Origin of the sequence: uncultured Campylobacter sp. (assembly GCF_938045345.1) — a bacterium.
In the GTDB taxonomy this organism is placed as follows: Bacteria; Campylobacterota; Campylobacteria; order Campylobacterales; family Campylobacteraceae; genus Campylobacter_B.
Window position 1 is genome coordinate 1 of sequence record NZ_CALIMS010000035.1, and the last position, 18,460, is coordinate 18,460.

Genomic DNA, 18,460 nt, shown 5'->3' on the forward strand with positions numbered 1-18,460 from the left:
AATTCGGCGAGAAAAACTTCGACAACGCCTATTTTTACATAGAAAACTCGCCGCAGAATTACGCCGAGATCAAAGAGATCATCGATCGCCGCTACGAGGAATTCTTGAGCTTCAAGGCGGCGAGGTAGAAATTTTACCGCCGAGCTTAGCCGGTTTAAAATACACGCCTAAGCCGAAACGGCGCGCGATGTAAATAAGCAGAACCGATACGTTGCTGCGAGCGGCAGGGCTTAAAATTTAGGAAAATTTAACTATAATCGCCGCAAAAATTTGAAAATTTTAAAATTTCACAAAGGATTTTATCGATGATCAAGGCACTTCGCGGTATGAACGATATTTCAGGCGAGCAGGCGCGCATCTACTCGCAAATTTTAAGCGTGTGCGAGCGCGTGGCGCGCAATTACGGCTTTTGCCTCATCGAAACGCCCAAGCTCGAGCAGACCACGCTATTTCGCCGCAGCGTCGGCGAGAGCAGCGACATCGTCGGCAAAGAGATGTATGAGTTTAGCGATAAAAGCGGCGATAGTGTCTGCCTGCGTCCCGAGGGCACCGCGGGTGTCGTGCGCGCCTTTATCGAAAAAAAGCTAGACCGAAGCGGCGGCGTGCATAAATTTTATTATCAAGGCTCGATGTTTCGCTACGAGCGCCCGCAAAAGGGGCGTCTGCGCGAGTTTCATCAATTCGGCGTCGAGTGCTTCGGCGAAAATAGCGTTTATGAGGATGCGAGCGTGATCTTGATGCTAGCTCAAATTTTACGCGAGCTGAATGTCGCCACAACGCTTAAAATCAACTCTTTAGGCGATGAGGAGTGCATGCCTGCGTATAAAACCAAGCTCGTAAATTTCTTACAAGATCGCAAAGACAGGCTCTGCGAGGACTGCCAAAGGCGCATCGACACCAATCCGATCCGCGTACTGGACTGCAAAAACGAAAGCTGCCAGAAAATTTTAGCCGCCGCGCCGCTTATAACTGAAAATTTAAACGACGCCTGCGCCGCGGAATTTACGCAGCTGCAAAGAATTTTAACCCAAAACGGGCAAAAATTTGAAATAGATCCGAAGCTCGTGCGCGGGCTTGATTACTACTGCAAGACCGCCTTTGAGTTCGTCTCAAGCGATCTTGGCGCACAAAGTGCCGTAGGCGGTGGCGGGCGTTATGACAGACTCGTGGAGTTTTTAGGCGGCAGAAAGACGGCGGGCGTGGGTTTTGCGATCGGCATCGAGCGAATAGCCGAAATTTTAAAAACGCGCGAAGCCCCACAAGCGCGTGAGGGGCTTTATATCGGCGCACTGGACGAGGCGTTCGTAAGCATGGCGTTTTCGTTTGCGCTAAAGCTGCGAAAGTTTTGTAAAACTCAAATTTCATACGAGCCCAAGAGCCTAGCCAAGCATTTAAAAGCAGCCGACGGGGCGGAGGCTAAATTTTGCCTTTGTATCGGGCAGGACGAGTTTGATCGCGCCGAGGTGTGGTGTAAAAATTTAGAGGATCAAACCACCTTTGCGATTAAATTTAAAGAGGTCGAAGCGTTTTTTAAGGATAGAGCATGAGCGATTACGGACTAAATATTTGGGGGAATTCCAACTTCACGATAGACGGGGGCAAACTATGCCTAAACTCCGATTTCAAGCAGCCTTTGGTGGATATCATAAAAGAGATCCGCGCAGACGGCGTGCGAGGCCCGATACTGCTGCGCTTCCCGCATCTCATCAAAAAGCAGATCGTCGAAATTTACTCAAATTTTAACCGCGCTATTAAGGAGTTTGATTACAAGGGAAAATTCCACGCCGTCTATCCGCTTAAAGTAAATCAATTCCCGGGCTTCGTTAGAAATTTAGTCGATATCGGCGAGCCTTACGGATACGGACTCGAGGCCGGCAGCAAGCCCGAGCTGCTGCTAGCGATGGCGTATAATAACTACGGCGCGCCGATTACCGTAAACGGTTTTAAAGATAAGGAGCTCATCAATATCGGCTTCATCGCCGCAGAGATGGGGCATAACGTAACGCTTACGATCGAGGGGTTAAACGAGCTTGAAACCATCATCGAAACGGCTAAGGAGCGGTTTGCGCCAAAGCCATTCATCGGGCTTCGCATCAGGCTGCATAATTCCGGAAGCGGACTGTGGGCGAAAAGCGGCGGGATAAATTCTAAATTCGGCCTTACCTCGACCGAGCTTATAGAGGCGATAAACTTACTCAAGAAAAACGACCTCATCGAGCAGTTTACGATGATTCATTTTCATATCGGCTCGCAGATTACAGAGATCCATCCGCTCAAAAAAGCCCTCATCGAGGCGGGCAATATCTACACCGAGCTTCGCAAAATGGGTGCGAAAAATTTAAAATCCATAAATTTAGGCGGAGGGCTCGCTATCGAATACTCCCAAGCCAAAGAAAGCTCCAGCCGCAACTATACGCTAAAAGAATACGCCAACGACGTGGTTTTTTTGCTAAAATCAATCGCAGAGGATAAAAAAGAGGCGGAGCCTGATATCTTTATCGAGAGCGGCAGATACGTAGCCGCCAGCCACGCAGTGCTCGTAGCGCCGATTTTGGAGCTTTTTACCCAAGAATACACCGAAGAAAAACTCGCCCTAAAAAAGGATAATCCGCCGGTAGTCGCCGAACTATACGATCTGTATAAAACTCTAAAGCCCTCCAACGCGCTAGAATATCTGCACGATGCTATGTCGCACATGGAGAGCGTGCTTACCCTTTTTGATCTGGGATACGTCGATCTAATCGACCGCTCAAACGGCGAAATTTTGGTTCATCTAATAATGCGAAAGGCGTATGGAATTTTAGGCAACAAGCAAGAATACAGCAATTTCTTAAACTCCCTAGGCAACGCTCAAGAACGCTATTTGGTAAATTTCTCGATCTTTCAAAGCCTGCCCGATTTTTGGGGCATCAAGCAGCACTTCCCGATCATGCCGCTAGAGAGGCTGGATGAGCGCGCCACGCTATCGGCGTCGATCTGGGATATCACCTGCGATAGCGACGGAGAGATAGAATTCGATAGTCAAAAAAATCCGCTCTTTCTGCACGATTTTGATCCCGAAAAAGAGGAGTATTTTTTGGGCTTTTTCCTTGTCGGAGCCTATCAGGAGGTGCTTGGCATGAGCCACAACCTCTTTGCACACCCCACTGAAGCGACCGTGATCTTGCGCGATGACGGCGGCTTTGAGATCAAGGATTTCATCGAATCGCAATCGGTCATCGACATCTTGGAGGATATGGACTACGACGTCGTAGATATCCGCGAAAGCCTAAACGAGCGGATCGAAAAATCAGACCTCATAGACGCAAAAGAGAAAAAGCATATCCTGGGCGAGCTATATCTGTTTTTAAACGACAACAGCTATCTAAAGACGATCAAATGAGTTTTTGGCAAATTTTAAAACGGGACTTCACCGAGCCCTTGCACCAAGACCCCGCATGCAACAGCGTATTTGAGATATTTTTCTGCTATCCGGGCGTCTGGGCGCTGATAAATTACCGCTTCGCGCACTTTTTCTACGAGCGAGGTTTTAAGCTTATAGCTCGTGCGATCAGCGGACTTACTCGCATAATCACAGCCGTAGATATAAACCCGGGCGCACGTATCGGCTCGGGCGTGTTTTTCGACCACGCTACGGGGCTTGTCATCGGAGAAACGGCTATCATCGGCGATAACTGTCTGATCTATCAGGGCGTCACTCTCGGCGGCGTGAGCTTAGAGCACGGCAAGCGCCATCCGACGCTGCAAAACGGCGTCGTAGTAGGCGCGGGAGCCAAAGTGCTAGGCAACATCACCATCGGCGAAAATTCCAAAATCGGCGCAAATTCCGTCGTCGTAAAGGATGTCGAGCCAAACTGCACCGCCGTGGGCGTGCCCGCTAGAATTTTAGGAAGCTGCGAGAGCGATCCTTTAGCGCATAATAAAATTCCCGACATCAGCCAGGAGCTTATCAAATATCTCATCAAGCGTATCGAAATTTTGGAAGAGTGCATCTGCAGCGGCAGAAAAGATATCGCCGCAATGGACGAGGATCTAAATAAATTCTACGAAGAGTATCTGAAATCATTAAAATAAAAGGCTTAAGGTGAAAAAAGCTCTATTTTTTACGATTTGTGCGATTTTATCGGCAAGCAGCAGCGATACTAATAGCGCGAAAAATTCTGCGAACGACGCCAGAATAAGCCTAGTAAAAAGTCTATACATCAAGGATACCTATTTCGGCGATCACAAAAATGTCTTATCGGCTTCTTTCAAATCTGCGCTTATGCAGGATGAAGCATCTGCTGGCGAAGGTGAGGTAGGCTGCTTGGACTATGATCCGATAATCGGCGGTCAAGATGTCTGCGACGACGCGAAATATGATTTTGAGCTAGGGCAGCGCGATACCGTTGTAGTGACACAGACCTGCCCCTACGGCACGCAGACGATAATCTACAAACTCGTCCGTAGCGGAGACGATTATAAAATCGACGATATCTACAACCAAAACCCGAGCGATAGCAGGGCTTTTAGCGTCAAAAATCAAATTTTAAATTGTCTAAACCAATCCAAGGAGCATCAATGAAATTAACACTTTCAAGTCGCGTAAGCAAGCTCGGTGAAAGCCTAACGATCGCAATCAGCACTAAAGCCAAACAGATGAAAGCTCAGGGGCAAGATGTCGTGATCCTAAGCGCGGGCGAGCCTGATTTCGATACTGCAGAAGTCGCTAAAAAGGCGGTTATCGAGGCGATGGCTAAGGGTTGCGGCAAATACACTCCAGTCCGCGGCACGCCTGAAATTTTAAATTTAATCGCGCAGAAGCTAAAGCGCGATAACGGCCTAAATTACAGACCAGATCAGATCATCACCAACGTCGGCGCCAAGCACTCGCTATTTAACGCCTTTAACTGCATCTTAAACGAAGGCGATGAGGTCATAATACCAGCGCCTTATTGGGTCACCTACCCCGAAATCGTAAAATTTTGCGGCAGCAAGCCCGTCATCGTAGCCACCAAGGCGGAAAACCGATACAAAATCACCGCCTCGCAGCTCAAAGCCGCGATCACGCCGCGCACGAAGGCGCTGTGCCTTTTCAACCCAAGCAACCCCGCAGGCGCCGTATATTCGCGCCAGGAGCTGCAAGAGCTTGCGGAAGTGCTAAAAGGCACTGAAATTTTGGTAATTGCCGATGAAATTTACGAAAAAATCGTCTTTGGCAAGAGTTTCATAGCCGCAGCAAGCATCAGCGAGGATATGTTTAGGCGCACCGTGACGATTAACGGGCTAAGCAAATGCGGCGCGATGCCCGGCTGGCGCTTCGGCTACACCGCCTGTGCTATCGATGAGCTAAATAAGGCGATGATAAACCTGCAAAGCCAAAGCGTCAGCAACGTAGCAAGCATCGTCCAGGCAGGCGCTATGCCTGTGCTGCGGGGCGAGGCGGATGATTATATCGAGGAGATGAGGCGCGAATACGAGCGCAGGCGCGATTTTGGCGCAGACGCGATAGGTGCGATCCCAGGGCTTAGTGTCGTAAAACCAGATGGCGCATTTTATTTCTTCATAGATTGCTCCCAGGTAGAACCTGATAGTATGAAATTCTGCATGCAACTGCTAGATAAAGGGCTCGTAGCCACGGTGCCAGGAAGCGGATTTGGTATGGATGGGCACTTCCGCATAAGCTTTGCATGCTCTATGGAAAATCTAAAACGCGGCTTTGAGCGCATAGAAAAATTCGTAAAAAATTACCACAGATAGGCATGCCAGCGAAATTTTGATCTAAATTTTAACGCAGCTCGCCGTAGTAATGGATTTTGAGACAAATTTGACTCGACGATACGGCGAATTTTGTGTAAATTTAGCGCAGCGCGACGACGAAATTTTGACCGTAAATTTAGTGCGCACGACAGCAAAATTTAAAACAAATCTAGTGCGGTGCAACTCGGCGGCAAAATTTGATGTAGATCCTGTCGGGCTTAGCACGGCGCGGCGGTAGAATTTTAACATAATCCCGCGCGGCGCGGCGGTAGAGCTTAACGCTGATCTTACGCGATGCGGCTCCGCACGATACGGCTTAGCGACGGAATTTATCGACCGCCGGGCGCGGTTAAATTTTGTGCCGCCTGAGGCGGCTTGGAATTTTTAGAATTTAATGCGGCGGCTCGGTGCGGTTAAATTTCGCGCCGTTTTAATTTAAGAGCATTTAAAATTTCATACCGTTTTATTTAGGGGCGTTAGAATTTCATACCGCCGCATTACGGAGCCTGTCGCGCGAAATTTTATCTCGGCGGCGATATTTCTAGCGCGGATGGTTCGGCGCGGCGCGCAGGCGCGATCCGACCGCCAAAGCTTAAATCCGCTTAAATTTAAAATTCCAAGCCCGCTCGGGTTAAATTTCAAACCTAGAGCCCGTTTAAGGCGAGTGCGGGGAGAGCATAAATACGCGCGCCGCCCAAACGGCGCATAGACGAGACGATCCGCCTCGCCCTATCGCGCCGGCAGACCTAGATAAATTTCAAATGTGCCGGCGATCCTGCTACGACGCACCGCGACATGCTTTTGCAAATCTCGCACTTGAAATACCAATTTGCGACTTGTATTTCGGCGACATACAGCGGTATGCTTTTGCGAATAGCTCGTTTTGCGGCGGCGATACCGAAGCCTGCGCGAGCGACATACCGCGGTTTTGCGAATGAGCGAAATTCGCCCGTTTATCTTATCCGTTCGTTTCCCGCGGGCGCTTGCACGCGCGGGCTCAATCGCGCTTTGATATTTTGATATACGGTACAGCATCTGCGACGCAAAAACGCAGTGGCGCGAAATACAGAGGTGCAGGAAACGGCCGAGCGGTGCAGACGAAACGAGCGGCGGGAGCAAAAGCGTCCTTTAAATTTTACTCTCGCAAGCCTTAAAAAAATCCGTTGCGTCACGGCTCGACTTCTTTCTCTGCGTAGCTCGCCGCACTGCCAAAATTTATCGCATGACGAAATCAAGTAGTCTAATCGCGCAGGTCCGGCTAAAATCGCTCGCTCAAATTTTAAAAATTCGCGTTAAATTTCATCGTCGCGCTAAGTTAAAATTTAGGCTCTTTTAAATTTCTGATACGCGCAAGCCCTTGCAATAGCTTCTTTTTTAAAATTTTAACGCACATTTAACTAAAAAATTCAATAATTTCAAATGTATATTTTACTTTTTAAAGGAGAACATATGAGAAAAACCACCCTTGTTTTAGCGCTTCCGCTCTTTTTTACGCCCGTTTTAGGCTTTGATGTAGCCAAACTCAACGCCAAAAAAGCCGTGCCGTACGAGCAAAAGACGCAGGAATTTAGGCTACCCGTAGGCATCGACGAAAACGGCGTCATAGACGAGGCAAAGCTCGGCGACTCGCCTTATGCAAAGACCGTCATCTACGGCGCGAAGCTCATCAACGAGACGACGAGATATCTCGGACCGCAGGCGAAGAATGAAAAAATGCGCTTTGCGGGCAACAACCTCTCCTGTTCGAGCTGCCATACGAGCGGCGGCGTCGTGCCCGATCAAAGCCCGTTCGTGGGTATCTACGCGAGATTTCCGCAGTATGTCGCGAGATCGGATCAGCTAGTCACGCTGCAAGACCGCATAAACGGCTGTTTTCAGCGCTCGATGGCGGGCAGAGCGATCCCTACGAACTCCAAAGAGATGCGCGCGATGATCGCCTACATGCACTGGCTCTCCGCAGGATATGAGGTCGGCGCCAAGCTAAAAGGTCAGGGGCTGCCGAAAGCGCAGTTTTTAGACCGCGCGGCGGATCCTAAAAAAGGAGGCGAAATTTACGCCGCAAAATGCGCCGCCTGCCACGGCGAAAACGGCGAAGGGATAAAAAACGAGGGGTTTGCTCAAAGCGGCGATTACTACACATTCCCCGCGCTTTGGGGCGATGACAGCTACAATACGGGCGCCGGTATGTATAGGCTCATCGAAGGGGCGAGGTATGTCAAAGCCACTATGCCTAAAGGAGACGCCTCGCTAAGCTGGGAGGAAGCTTTCGACGTGACGGCGTATATAAACTCAAAACCGCGCAAGATCAAACCCGATAGGAAGAAAGATTTCCCCGATCTAGACGTCAAGCAGATGGATATGGACGTGGGGCCCTACAACGACGGATTTGACGAGAATGATCACCGCTTCGGCCCGTATAAGCGCATGATCAAAAAATAAAATCAAACGCCGTCCTTGCGACGGCGGAATTTTGACGTAAATTTGTCACGGCTTAGCAGCGAAATTTCTACATAAAATTTAATGCGGCTCAATAGCAAATTTAGTGCGACGCGGCACAGAATTTAATACAAATAGCGTGATGTGGCACTGATCTTAAAGCATTCTGCTCGGCGCAGCGCAGAACGGCTCGGGATTTAATGCGGTTGCGCTAGCTAAGCACGATTGAATTTCGTGCCGCTTTAATTAAATTTCGAGCTGCCGTATTCAGGAGCGCTTAAATTTTATGCCGTTTTATTAAAATGCTGCTAATTTTGCGCTGTTATACTACGACGCCTGCTGCGTTTACGCTGCTCGCGATTTTAAATTTCGCTTCAGGATTTTAAAGCTCATCGCACGACGCATCCGGATTTCGTCGCAAAAGCTCCGGCGCAAACGCCGCCCGCGGTAGAAATTTTATCGCGGAATTTTAAAATTCCGCGCCGATGTTTTCAAAACCTGCGCTGCCTGCCTCTTGATACAGCCGCACTAAAATTTAACCAAATAGGCAATCGCACGAGATGCGACGAACAAGACGAGCGTAACGAACGCAATCGACGCCGCAAAGCGACACGCGACGAACCAAAAAGTGGGCGGCGCAGATCGAAAACGAGCTAAATTTTAAAATTTTACCGCGTCCGAGGCGAGGCCTTGGCGCAAACGCGATAAATTTTATGTTTTAGTGCGCCTTTGGGCCCAATCGCATCAAATAAATTTTAAACGGAATTCTAACGCTACGGCACTATTTTATATTTTTATAAAGACTATTTTAGTAAAATCAAAGCTTTATGAGCGAGATAAAAATTTTAATCACCGACGAGGATCTGCGCGCCCCGAGGCGACTTTTGAGCAGGCGCGATAAGAAGCTGGCACGAGCGCGAGCCCATCTGCGCGAGTTTCGCGTTTCGCGGGCGCTTAAAGCGCGCTTTAAAAAGCGCGGCAAATTTTGCATCTCGCACAAAAGCGCGGAGGGCAAAACGATCGTCGCCGTGGCTCTAGCGAGGCAAAAATTCGGGCTCGATCTTGAAATTTTAAAACCGCGGAATTTTGCCGCGGCGAGCGAGTTTTGTTTCAACGACTTTGAACGCGAACTTTTGGCGGCGGCGGACGAGAGCGAAAAAGCGCTCGTTTTTTATAAAATTTACACGATCAAAGAGGCGCTGATTAAGGCGCGAAGCCTAGGTTTTTACGCGCTTGATCGCGTGGGGCTGGCGCGCGGCGCAGATGGAGAGGCTTTGGCGCTTGATGAGCGCGGCAGGGCGTGGTCGCACAAGAGCTATATTTTGGAGGGCGAGATTTTGATTTCGCTCGTTTTTAGGGAGAATTTTTGAGACCTGTTTATCGTTTTTACGCTATTTCTAAAACGGCTTTCGTTCTGCTTTGCGCCGCGTTTTTTATAAGCGGATGTGCGCGCAAGGCGCCTGAGCAAATAGCGGAATTTAGCCAAAAGCAGTTCATCTTGACGGATACTAACGGCGTAAAAAGCAGAGCCCTGATCTCAAAAATTTCGCCCGCAAGCGGCGAGGAGAGCCGCTACAAGCTCGTCTGGCTCGATATGTTAGGCGCGCCGATCGCACGTAAAATTTTATCGATCAAAGGCAGCGAGGCAAAATTTAGCAACGACGGCTTCCTGCCGCCCGATTCGCAAAGCGAGCGAGTATTTTTAGCCCTGCTTGAAAATGCGGATAAAGCGAATTTCACCATAAACGCAAAGGGGCGCCGATATGACGCAGTATCTAAGTAGCCCCGGTCTCATCTGCGCGGGCGCAAACAGCGCCGCAGAGCTTTTTAGCGCGCTGTGCAAAAAAAGATCCTCGCTGCGAAAACTTAGCGTCTGCGGCAAAAATTTCATCTTCGGGCGCGTGGATACGCCGCTGCCGCAGATCAAAGATCGCGCTTACGCTACGCGCACGAACGCTCTGGCGCTTTACGCCTGCCTCGGCGTGCAGGGGCAGATCGAGCAAGCCGTGCAAAAATTCGGCGCACACCGCGTAGGCGTGGTGTTTGCGACCACCAATACAGGCGTGCAGGAAAACTATGCGGAATTTTTCGCTTGCAGCAAAGACGCGGGAAATTTTATCTCGCAAGACGGCGAAAATCCCACGCCGCGCAGTGAAATTTCTACTGCAAACGGCGAGAATTTCACCAAAAATTCAAAAAATGCAAACGATAAATTTAAAAACTTCTGCTTTGAGCGCAACTCCCACGCAAACCCCGCAAATTTTATCCGCGAACGCTTCGGGCTAAAATCCGTCGCGATCGGAGTTTCGAGTGCGTGTACCAGCGGAAACAAAGCTCTCATCGAAGCTTCGCGCCTCATCTGCGCGGGACTTTGCGACGCGGTCGTATTCGGCGGCGCCGACGCATTAGACGAGCTCACGCTGCAGGGCTTTAGCGCGCTTGAAATTTTAAGCGAGCAGCCGCTAAAGCCATTTTCAGAGGCGCGATCAGGCACAAATCTAGGCGAGGGAGCCTGCGCATTCGTGCTTTCGCGCGAGCGCATAAGCGACGTCGCGCTTTTGGCTCACGCCGCAAACTCCGACGCCTACCACATCACCAAGCCCGATCCTAGCGCGCGCATGCAGATCACGGCAATCAAAACCGCGCTAAAATCAGCGCGACTGCAAAGCGTGGACTACGTAAATCTGCACGGCACCGGCACTGCGGCCAACGACGCGATGGAGGCCCTGGCTATGAGCGCCGCCCTGCCCTTAGCGCGCGCAAGCTCGTCCAAATGGGCGACCGGACACACCTTGGGCGCTGCGGGAGCGATCGAGCTTGCCGTGTGCTACGAGGCGATCAAACAGGGCGTGATCCCGCCGAATTTTACGAACGATAAAATTTGGCGCGGCTCGGAGGCTGAAATTTTTCGTGGCGCGCAGGCGGGGCACGGCTCGAACGATGAAATTTTAAACAGCGCAAGCGATCAAATTTTATGCAGCTCGGGCAGTGAAATTCTGCAAAACGCGCAGAGTGAAATTTCAAAAAGCAGCGCGAATGAAATTTTGACTGCGTCTAAAGCTTTGCAAGGCGCGGACGATAAAATTTTAAAAGACGCCGCGGATCAAACTTCGCAAACGAGCGAAATTCCAGCGGCGCTGTCTAAATTTAATCTCGCGTGTGGAGCAAAAAAAGCGCGCGTAGATACCGCGATGAATCTAAATTTTGCCTTCGGCGGCGACAACGCCGTAACCATAATAGGACGCGTATGAGAGCCTCTAGCATCCTCCCGCAGAGGGGATATATGGTCTTCGCGGATGAAATTTTAGAGGTTAGCGACGGGTATGCGAGCTGTGCGTTTAGCGTTAAAGAGGACTCGCCGTTTACCGAAGACGGCAAGCTCGGCAGCTACGCGTATATGGAGATAATGGCGCAGTGTATCGGCGTGTATTCGGGCTACAGAAACGACGGCGAGGCGAGGCTCGGGTTTTTGCTGGGCGTGCGAAACCTGGATATTTCGCGCGCAAGCCTAAAGGTGGGCGAGCGCGTGATTACGACGGCGAGGCAGAGCGTGAGCGACGGCGAGGGGCTATATATCTTCGATTGCGAGATCCGCTGCGGCGGCGAACATATCGCAAGCGCCACGCTAAGTGTAATGCGCGCGAGCGACGAAATGATAAAGAGTATAAATGGCTAAGAGAATTTTAATTACCGGAGCAAGCGGCGGTATCGGCGAGGCGTGCGCGTTAAATTTAGCGCAAAAGGGCTACGGCTTGGCGTTAAACGGGCGCAACGAAGCAAAGCTTAATGACGTAGCGAAGCGCTGTTTGGACGCGGGCGCGGCGGAAGTTCAAATTTTAAAATTTGATGTCGCAGACACTGCCGCGGCGCAGGAGCGGATCGAAGCAGACATAGAGGCAAACGGCGCATACTGGGGCATCGTGCTAAACGCGGGCATCACGCGGGATAACTCCTTCGTGTGGTTTGAGCGCGAGGATTGGCAAAGCGTGATAGATACGAATTTAGGCGGGTTTTATAACGTCATAAAGCCCGCGCTGATGCCGATGATCCGCGCCAAAAAGGGCGGGCGTATCGTCGTGATGAGCTCGGTTAGCGGAATTGCCGGCAACCGCGGCCAGAGCAACTACGCCGCTAGCAAAGGAGGCCTAATCGCCGCGGCAAAATCGCTAGCGATAGAACTTGCAAGCCGCAAGATCACGGTAAACGTCGTGGCTCCCGGGCTCATCAAAACGGCGATGAGCGAGAGTATAAACGAAGCCGCAAGCGAGCAAATTTTAAGCGCGATCCCGCTAGGTCGCATCGGTGAGCCGAGCGAGGTAGCGCATTTGGTGGAGTTTTTGCTAAGCGAAAATTCCGCATACATCACAAAAGAGGTTATTAAAATAGACGGTGGATTATGTTAAATAGAGTAGTCATTACGGGTTTTGGCAACGTCTGTGCATTCGGGCGGGACTGGGCAAGCATCAAGCAGAATTTGGCGCAGCAAAAAAGCGCCGTAGTTTATATGAGCGAATGGGATATCTTCGGCGAGGAGCTAAACACTAGGCTGGGCGCGCCGATACCAAACTACGCGCCGCCCGCGCACTGGAACCGCAAAGATACCCGCTCGATGGGCAAGGTAGCGATGTTCGGCGTTGATGCTGCGGGCGAAGCTCTGGCGGATGCGGGGCTTTTAGAGGATGAGCGCATAAAGGACGGCCGTATGGGCGTCGCAGCGGGTAGCTGTAGCGGCGATGCGAAGGCTACGGGCGAGGTCATAGATATTTTGCACGGCAAGGATAGCACCTTCAACGCCAACTCATACGTCAAGATGATGCCCCACACCGTCGCTGCGAATATCGCGATCTACTACGGGCTAAAAGGCAGGCTCATCCCCACAGGCTCTGCGTGCACAAGCGCGTCTCAGGCGATAGGCTACTCCTATGAAGCGATAAAATTCGGCCTGATAGATATGATGCTAGCAGGCGGCGCGGACGAGCTGCACCCGAGCCAGGCATTCGTATTTGATAAGCTCTACGCGACAAGCTGCAAAAACGACACCCCTACTCTCAGCCCTGCGCCTTTTGATATAGCGCGTGATGGGCTGGTTTTAGGTGAAGGCGGTGCTATGTTTGTGCTGGAAAGCCTCAGAAGCGCACTTGCGCGCGGCGCTAAAATTTACGCCGAGATAGTGGGATTCGGCACGACCTGCGACGGCACGCATATTACCCGCCCACAGAGCGAAACTATGCGCGCGGCGATGCAGCTGGCGCTCAAAGACGCCGCCATCTCGCCGGATCTCATCGGGCACGTAAACGCTCATGCTACGGCGACCAAGCAGGGCGACGTCGCAGAATCTACGGCGACGCATGAAATTTTCGGCTCGCAAACGCCAGTGAGCTCTTACAAGGGCTATTTAGGTCATACTTTGGGCGCGTGCGGGGCGCTGGAGAGCTTCATCTCGGTGATGATGATGAACGAGGGGCTATTCTATCCAAATCTAAATTTGCGCGATATCGATCCGCAGTGCGCTCCGCTTAGATACCTCACGCAGCCGCAGGAGATAAAGACGGATTACGTTATGAATAACAACTTCGCTTTCGGCGGCGTAAACACCTCTTTGATTTTTAAAAAATTTATCGGTTAAAGGAGAGAAAATGAAAAAATTTCTATTTTTCGCAGTTGCGGCGCTTTTTGTCGCTAATTCGGCTTATGCCAAGAACGACATCATGCGCTTCCCTATCGCCGCGGCACTCGCAGAGCCCGACGCCAAAGCCAAGCTTGATCCGAACATAAAATTCTACTTCGGCAACAAATCCGCAGGCAGAAAGATCACGCAGCAGCTAAGCTCGAACAAAAAAACAAACAGCATCAACAAGACCGATCAAGCCGCATGCAACCGCGCGTTTTTGTCGGCACTGCTTAGCTTTCAAGACCGAGCCAAAAAAGAGGGTGGCAACAAGGTCGTAAACATCACGAGCTACTATTACAAAAACGTTTTCGTGAGCGACAAGGAGTTTGAATGCGGCGTAGGCTCGATAATGAACGGCGTCACGCTAAGAGGCTATATTGCAAAATAAACTAAGCTTCGGCGTAGCTTACGCAAGCGCGATAATTTCGGGCGAGCCGGCGGAGTTTTATAAAAATTTCGCCGCTTGCTCGGACGGAATTTCCGAAGTAAATTTAGGCGGAAATTCCGATCTCGCTTGCGATGCAAATCAAAATTTTACGTATGATTTTTTGTCAAATTCTACGCAAGATTTTACAGATATTCCAGGCTGCGAGCAGAATTCCACAAATCCCGCAAATTTTGCAGCGTTCGAAAATAGCGAAAGCGCGGGGCGCGACCTTGCCGCAGGAGGTCTTGATGAAAATTCTACCAAGCTCGGCTCGCAGCGGAGATTAGATCATGAAGCGAACGGGTCTAAATTTAGCGCCTCGCAAGGTTTTAATTGCAGCTCTGAGGGGGCGGCGGAGATTTATAAAAATTTCGTCGCGCGCGATGATGAAGCTTTACGAAAAAGCTCCGAAGAAAATTTAGAAATTTCTGCCAATACCCGCTTAAAAGATGAAATTTTAGCCTTAGAGCCTTTGAAGAAAAAGCCGGCTCTTGAGCACATTCCGTCGTTGCAGCGCCGCCGCTTGGGGCTCGGGGCAAAACTTTGCATCTCGCTTTTAGGCGAAATTTCGCAAAATACGCCGGAAAGTTTAGCCGAGGAAAGCTCCTTAAATCTCGCGCCTCAAAATTTAGATGCAAGCAAAAGCCGTGCCGCTGTGCAAAATCAGCAGCAGCAAGATTTTTCAAGCGAAAATTCTTTGAATTTAGTGTCGCAAAATTTAAATTCAACGCCACAGGATTTTTCAAATGAAAATTCCTTAAATTCGGCAAGGCAAAATTTGAAAGCAGTCGATGATGCCGCGACACAGCGCAAAGGGCTACCGCTCGTTTTTTGCTCGCGCCTTGGCGAGATCAACCGCTGTTTTGGCCTGCTCGGCTCGATGAGCGAAAGCGTCTCGCCTTCGAGCTTTTGTGTCAGCGTACTCAACGCGATTGCGGCGCAAAATGCGATTTTTACGCAAAATCATGCCGAAATTTCGACGATCTCTGCGGCGTGTGCGCTCGAAAACGGCGCAATAATCGCAGCTACGAGGCTGAAAGAAAGCGCGGAAAATTCCGGCTCCGCACAGGATGCGAACGAAGCAGGCAAAAACGGCGAATGCAAATCGGATAACGATAAAATCGCCCTGCTCTGCTATTTTGAGGAGGCAAATAACAACTATCTGAAGCGCTGCGACTTTGCCTGCGCCCTACTTTTGGTGCTTCAGCGCGGAGATGACGTGCAGATCGAAATTTCGCCGCACGTTGCGGACGCGACGGCACAGAGCCTAGAGGCGCAAAATCCGAAACCGCGAGCCGAGAACGAAATTTTACGAAGCTTTAAAGGGGACGGCGAGATCCCGCTAGATACCGCGGTGGAATTTTTGGCTAAAATCCTCTCCGGGAAGCGCGAATGGCGCAGCAGCGACGGGATTTTGGACTATCTTTGGCGCGTCAAAGATCCCGCCAAGATCGCAGCTTTTTTGAGGCAAGATCGTGAGCGCTAAAATGGTAAAATTCCACCTCATGAGCAAGCGCGGCGAGACGGGCAAATTTGATCAAAATCCCAGGTCACGCGGAGCCGCAACGGCGCGAACGGCTAGCTTTAAATTTAACTACTCCGCTAAACGCGGATATAGTGAAGATTTTAAATTTAGCCGCGCTATCAAACAAGAGCTCGTCCAAACGGCGCATCTTAAAAGCACGCCGAAAGGGCGCGTGCCGTGCGCCCCCAAATCGCGTTGCAATGAGGCGCACTGCGAAAATACGCCGCCGAAGCATACGCAACGAACCAAAAAAAATCCGCCTAAACGATGCGAGCTGCGAGCCATAAAAATTTTACCGCAGCGGCGCGTAGAAAACACCGCGCAATTCCGCTATAAAGACAGATGCGTCGAGCCAAAACAGTACGCGCAGCAGGCTGTAAATTTTATAAATTTAGCAGAACAAAGCTTGGGCTACGAGTTTAAATTTAGCCGCGTGATGAACCGAATAGCCGCTCAGGTAAGATGCGCACGACAAAGCGTTGCGATGAATTTTAAATTTAACTGCGCCGCGAGCTATAAATTTAATCAGACGGCGCGTCGTATGGCGGCGCCAAAGCAGCGTATATGGCGCTTCGCAGAAATTCCATCGCAATGGCACGCACGACGAAGCATGCGGCAAGCCGCAGAAATTTCACCGAGGCAATACGCACGGCAAACGGCAAGAATTCTACAAAATCGCAGTTTACCGCGCGCCGCAAAAATTTTATTGCCTCGGTATATACGCGGCGTCGAGATCGTCAGAGCTTCTGCTCAGACCATAAAAGCTCTATTGCCTCGACACATGCCGCAAGCCGAAATATCGCGCACAGAAAGCCGCAAAAACTCCGCTGCGATGCGACGAGCGGCAAGCCGTAGAAATTTTATCGGGGCTGCCCGCATGACGAGCCATCAAATCCCCGCCGAAAGCCGCAAAATCTCCAACGAGAACCGCGAAATCCCCGCCGAAAGAGGCGCCGAGCGATGAAACAGACAGATCCGCTAAGGCGCAAGCTCAAACAGATCGGCATCGCGTTATCCTTCGCAAGCTTCGGCGCGCTGTGTATGATGGGCAACCTACTCTTCCTCCCAGTAGCGCTGCTGCGGCTAAACCGCATAGAGGTCGTACGAAATTTCGTGCGCGATTTTATAATGATCTCGTGGCGCATATTTTTGCTGCTAGCGCGACTTTACGGCAGCATCGGCGTAAGCTGGCGCTGCAAGCTCCCGCCTAGCGGTGCTCTCATCATCGCAAACCACCCCAGCCTGCTTGACGTGGTGATCTTTTTAGCCCACGTACGGCGCGCAAACTGCGTAGTCAAGGAAAGCCTGTGCAAAAACCCCTTCCTCTCCGCTGCCATCGCAGCTGCGGGCTACATCCCAAACACCGGCTCGGAAGCGATGATAGATGCGTGCCGAAGCGCCCTTGCGCGAAGAGAAAGCCTAATCATCTTCCCAGAGGGCACGCGCACCGCGGATCGCATCGCCATGCACAAAGCGGCGTTTTACATCGCGATAAATTTCGCAAAAAATATGAATTGCATCGCGATAAAAATGGATCCTAAAAGCCTAAAAAAAGGACAAGTATGGTACGATACGCCCGAGGTTCGGATGAAATACGACCTCTACGAGCTGTGCGCGCTTGATCTAACGGGCTTCGAGCCGGATCGTCCAAACCCGATCCGAGTGCGCAAACTCTATGAAAAAATATCAAATCTATATGAAAAGGAGAATCTGTGAACGAAGAAATTTTGGAACTTAAGGAGCTGATCATTTCGGGGCTGAACCTCGAAGACGTCGCACCAGGCGACATAAATGACGACGAGCCGCTTTTTAGCGACGGGCTGGGGCTCGATTCGGTCGATGCACTGGAGCTCGGGCTTTTGGTACAGAAAAAATACGGCATCGTGCTTAACTCAAAAACCCAAAATTTAAAGCAAATTTTCTCATCCGTTGCGTCTTTGGCGCAATATATCGCCGAAAATAGGAGTAAAAATGAGTAAAGATGAAATTTTTGAAATTTTAAAAAAGGCGCTCGTGGAGCTCTTCGAGATCGACGAGAGCAAGGTCGTGCCGGAGGCTAAAATTTACGAGGATCTGCAGATCGACAGCATCGACGCGATCGATCTGGTCGATTACGTCAAGAAAAACACGGGCTATAAGCTGATGCCAGATGATTTTAAAAACATCCAAACCCTTGGCGACATCGTGGATGCCGTAGCGGCGAAGCTCGATCAAGGCGCGAGCGGGGAGACTACAGGCGGCGAGAGTTAAATTTCGCCGTGCGGCGCAGCAAGATCGCGCGTGCGACGGCTCGGTAATTTACTTTGCGGCGGCACGGGGCGACGGGCGAGCGGACAACGCACGGCGTCGTTTATTTGACGGCGTGCGGCGAACGTTTTATTAAAGCATGAGGAAGCGAGCGGCTTTACGGGCTTAGCGCTTAGGCGGCACGGCACAAAGCTCGCTTGCCTGCTGCTTTTGAGCTAGCATGTAAAGCGCTTTGTAGATTTAAATTTTAAAATTTTAATTCACGAGCTTGAACAAAATTTTGAAATTTTAAAAGGCTTTGTTTCTTTTGCGGCCGCTGTTTTCATAAAATTTCAAAATTTTAAAATTTCGGCTAAATTTAATTTAGCGGATCTGATCGCGAGCGCGGCGGTGCGAGTTAAACTAGGACGCAGCT

Annotated in this window: 20 protein-coding genes; 19 read left to right on the forward strand and 1 reads right to left on the reverse strand. The window is 50.5% G+C overall.

The window, feature by feature from the left end; all coding sequences use genetic code 11:
- The first annotated feature begins 305 nt into the window (after positions 1–305).
- From hisS to Q0144_RS06575, 6 genes are read left to right on the forward strand one after another with little or no spacing between them, the layout of a single operon-like run.
- Positions 306–1,547: a histidine--tRNA ligase gene (gene hisS / locus Q0144_RS06550; protein ID WP_298062704.1), complete on the forward strand. Its 1,242-nt coding sequence runs from the start codon at positions 306–308 to the stop codon at positions 1,545–1,547.
- Positions 1,544–3,382 carry a biosynthetic arginine decarboxylase gene (speA, locus tag Q0144_RS06555; protein ID WP_298062706.1) on the forward strand — a complete coding sequence of 613 codons (1,839 nt, stop codon included), beginning with the start codon at positions 1,544–1,546 and terminating at the stop codon, positions 3,380–3,382. Before hisS ends, speA begins: the two co-directional genes overlap by 4 nt.
- A complete protein-coding gene (cysE, locus tag Q0144_RS06560) occupies positions 3,379–4,074 on the forward strand; it encodes a serine O-acetyltransferase (RefSeq protein WP_298062708.1) in 696 nt (231 codons plus the stop codon). Before speA ends, cysE begins: the two co-directional genes overlap by 4 nt.
- Before the next feature lie 10 nt (positions 4,075–4,084).
- Positions 4,085–4,564 (forward strand): hypothetical protein, encoded by a 480-nt coding sequence (locus Q0144_RS06565; RefSeq protein WP_298062710.1) that lies wholly within the window; start codon positions 4,085–4,087, stop codon positions 4,562–4,564.
- Entirely contained in the window at positions 4,561–5,739 is a 1,179-nt protein-coding gene (locus Q0144_RS06570; protein WP_298062712.1) for a pyridoxal phosphate-dependent aminotransferase, read from the forward strand. Before Q0144_RS06565 ends, Q0144_RS06570 begins: the two co-directional genes overlap by 4 nt.
- 49 nt (positions 5,740–5,788) lie before the next feature.
- Complete coding sequence (locus Q0144_RS06575; RefSeq protein ID WP_298062715.1) at positions 5,789–5,977, forward strand: hypothetical protein; 189 nt, start codon at positions 5,789–5,791, stop codon at positions 5,975–5,977.
- A 215-nt stretch (positions 5,978–6,192) separates the two neighbouring features.
- Here Q0144_RS06575 and Q0144_RS06580 read toward each other — a convergent pair whose 3' ends face one another.
- Positions 6,193–6,381: a hypothetical protein gene (locus Q0144_RS06580; RefSeq protein ID WP_298062716.1), complete on the reverse strand. Its 189-nt coding sequence runs from the start codon at positions 6,379–6,381 to the stop codon at positions 6,193–6,195.
- A gap of 807 nt (positions 6,382–7,188) precedes the next feature.
- Between Q0144_RS06580 and Q0144_RS06585 the strand changes: the two genes are divergently transcribed.
- The 13 genes from Q0144_RS06585 (at position 7,189) to Q0144_RS06645 (ending at position 18,048) form a co-directional block, all read left to right on the forward strand.
- Positions 7,189–8,178 (forward strand): c-type cytochrome, encoded by a 990-nt coding sequence (locus tag Q0144_RS06585; protein ID WP_298062718.1) that lies wholly within the window; start codon positions 7,189–7,191, stop codon positions 8,176–8,178.
- 824 nt (positions 8,179–9,002) lie between these two features.
- A complete protein-coding gene (locus tag Q0144_RS06590; protein ID WP_298062719.1) occupies positions 9,003–9,545 on the forward strand; it encodes a 4'-phosphopantetheinyl transferase superfamily protein in 543 nt (180 codons plus the stop codon).
- Positions 9,542–9,958 carry a hypothetical protein gene (locus Q0144_RS06595; protein ID WP_298062721.1) on the forward strand — a complete coding sequence of 139 codons (417 nt, stop codon included), beginning with the start codon at positions 9,542–9,544 and terminating at the stop codon, positions 9,956–9,958. The genes Q0144_RS06590 and Q0144_RS06595 overlap by 4 nt, the downstream gene beginning before the upstream one ends.
- Positions 9,939–11,426 carry a beta-ketoacyl synthase N-terminal-like domain-containing protein gene (locus Q0144_RS06600; RefSeq protein WP_298062723.1) on the forward strand — a complete coding sequence of 496 codons (1,488 nt, stop codon included), beginning with the start codon at positions 9,939–9,941 and terminating at the stop codon, positions 11,424–11,426. The genes Q0144_RS06595 and Q0144_RS06600 overlap by 20 nt, the downstream gene beginning before the upstream one ends.
- Positions 11,423–11,851, forward strand: coding sequence for a hypothetical protein (locus Q0144_RS06605; protein WP_298062725.1), 429 nt, complete (start codon positions 11,423–11,425; stop codon positions 11,849–11,851). The genes Q0144_RS06600 and Q0144_RS06605 overlap by 4 nt, the downstream gene beginning before the upstream one ends.
- Positions 11,844–12,578 (forward strand): 3-oxoacyl-ACP reductase FabG, encoded by a 735-nt coding sequence (fabG, locus tag Q0144_RS06610; protein ID WP_298062728.1) that lies wholly within the window; start codon positions 11,844–11,846, stop codon positions 12,576–12,578. The genes Q0144_RS06605 and fabG overlap by 8 nt, the downstream gene beginning before the upstream one ends.
- On the forward strand, positions 12,572–13,801 hold the full coding sequence (locus tag Q0144_RS06615) for a beta-ketoacyl-ACP synthase (RefSeq protein ID WP_298062730.1): 1,230 nt from the start codon (positions 12,572–12,574) through the stop codon (positions 13,799–13,801). Before fabG ends, Q0144_RS06615 begins: the two co-directional genes overlap by 7 nt.
- 10 nt (positions 13,802–13,811) lie before the next feature.
- Positions 13,812–14,234, forward strand: coding sequence for an excinuclease ABC subunit A (locus Q0144_RS06620; RefSeq protein ID WP_298027820.1), 423 nt, complete (start codon positions 13,812–13,814; stop codon positions 14,232–14,234).
- Positions 14,224–15,759, forward strand: a complete 1,536-nt coding sequence (locus Q0144_RS06625; protein ID WP_298062732.1) for a beta-ketoacyl synthase chain length factor — start codon at positions 14,224–14,226, stop codon at positions 15,757–15,759. The genes Q0144_RS06620 and Q0144_RS06625 overlap by 11 nt, the downstream gene beginning before the upstream one ends.
- The gene (locus Q0144_RS06630) at positions 15,749–16,762 is read left to right on the forward strand and encodes a hypothetical protein (RefSeq protein WP_298062734.1); all 1,014 of its coding nucleotides are present in this window, start codon (positions 15,749–15,751) and stop codon (positions 16,760–16,762) included. The genes Q0144_RS06625 and Q0144_RS06630 overlap by 11 nt, the downstream gene beginning before the upstream one ends.
- Positions 16,759–17,514 (forward strand): lysophospholipid acyltransferase family protein, encoded by a 756-nt coding sequence (locus Q0144_RS06635; protein WP_298062736.1) that lies wholly within the window; start codon positions 16,759–16,761, stop codon positions 17,512–17,514. The genes Q0144_RS06630 and Q0144_RS06635 overlap by 4 nt, the downstream gene beginning before the upstream one ends.
- Positions 17,511–17,777 (forward strand): phosphopantetheine-binding protein, encoded by a 267-nt coding sequence (locus Q0144_RS06640; RefSeq protein WP_298062737.1) that lies wholly within the window; start codon positions 17,511–17,513, stop codon positions 17,775–17,777. Before Q0144_RS06635 ends, Q0144_RS06640 begins: the two co-directional genes overlap by 4 nt.
- Entirely contained in the window at positions 17,770–18,048 is a 279-nt protein-coding gene (locus tag Q0144_RS06645) for an acyl carrier protein (RefSeq protein WP_298062739.1), read from the forward strand. Before Q0144_RS06640 ends, Q0144_RS06645 begins: the two co-directional genes overlap by 8 nt.
- The last annotated feature ends 412 nt before the right edge of the window (positions 18,049–18,460 follow it).

What these genes read in the sequence shown, in the direction of transcription:
- speA (WP_298062706.1), top strand. Translation starts at nt 1,544, where the DNA reads ATGAGCGATTACGGACTAAATATTTGGGGGAATTCCAACTTCACGATA.
- Q0144_RS06585 (WP_298062718.1), top strand. Translation starts at nt 7,189, where the DNA reads ATGAGAAAAACCACCCTTGTTTTAGCGCTTCCGCTCTTTTTTACGCCC.
- Q0144_RS06575 (WP_298062715.1), top strand. Translation starts at nt 5,789, where the DNA reads ATGGATTTTGAGACAAATTTGACTCGACGATACGGCGAATTTTGTGTA.
- Q0144_RS06620 (WP_298027820.1), top strand. Translation starts at nt 13,812, where the DNA reads ATGAAAAAATTTCTATTTTTCGCAGTTGCGGCGCTTTTTGTCGCTAAT.
- Q0144_RS06605 (WP_298062725.1), top strand. Translation starts at nt 11,423, where the DNA reads ATGAGAGCCTCTAGCATCCTCCCGCAGAGGGGATATATGGTCTTCGCG.
- hisS (WP_298062704.1), top strand. Translation starts at nt 306, where the DNA reads ATGATCAAGGCACTTCGCGGTATGAACGATATTTCAGGCGAGCAGGCG.
- cysE (WP_298062708.1), top strand. Translation starts at nt 3,379, where the DNA reads ATGAGTTTTTGGCAAATTTTAAAACGGGACTTCACCGAGCCCTTGCAC.
- Q0144_RS06570 (WP_298062712.1), top strand. Translation starts at nt 4,561, where the DNA reads ATGAAATTAACACTTTCAAGTCGCGTAAGCAAGCTCGGTGAAAGCCTA.
- Q0144_RS06590 (WP_298062719.1), top strand. Translation starts at nt 9,003, where the DNA reads ATGAGCGAGATAAAAATTTTAATCACCGACGAGGATCTGCGCGCCCCG.
- fabG (WP_298062728.1), top strand. Translation starts at nt 11,844, where the DNA reads ATGGCTAAGAGAATTTTAATTACCGGAGCAAGCGGCGGTATCGGCGAG.
- Q0144_RS06635 (WP_298062736.1), top strand. Translation starts at nt 16,759, where the DNA reads ATGAAACAGACAGATCCGCTAAGGCGCAAGCTCAAACAGATCGGCATC.
- Q0144_RS06645 (WP_298062739.1), top strand. Translation starts at nt 17,770, where the DNA reads ATGAGTAAAGATGAAATTTTTGAAATTTTAAAAAAGGCGCTCGTGGAG.
- Q0144_RS06615 (WP_298062730.1), top strand. Translation starts at nt 12,572, where the DNA reads ATGTTAAATAGAGTAGTCATTACGGGTTTTGGCAACGTCTGTGCATTC.
- Q0144_RS06600 (WP_298062723.1), top strand. Translation starts at nt 9,939, where the DNA reads ATGACGCAGTATCTAAGTAGCCCCGGTCTCATCTGCGCGGGCGCAAAC.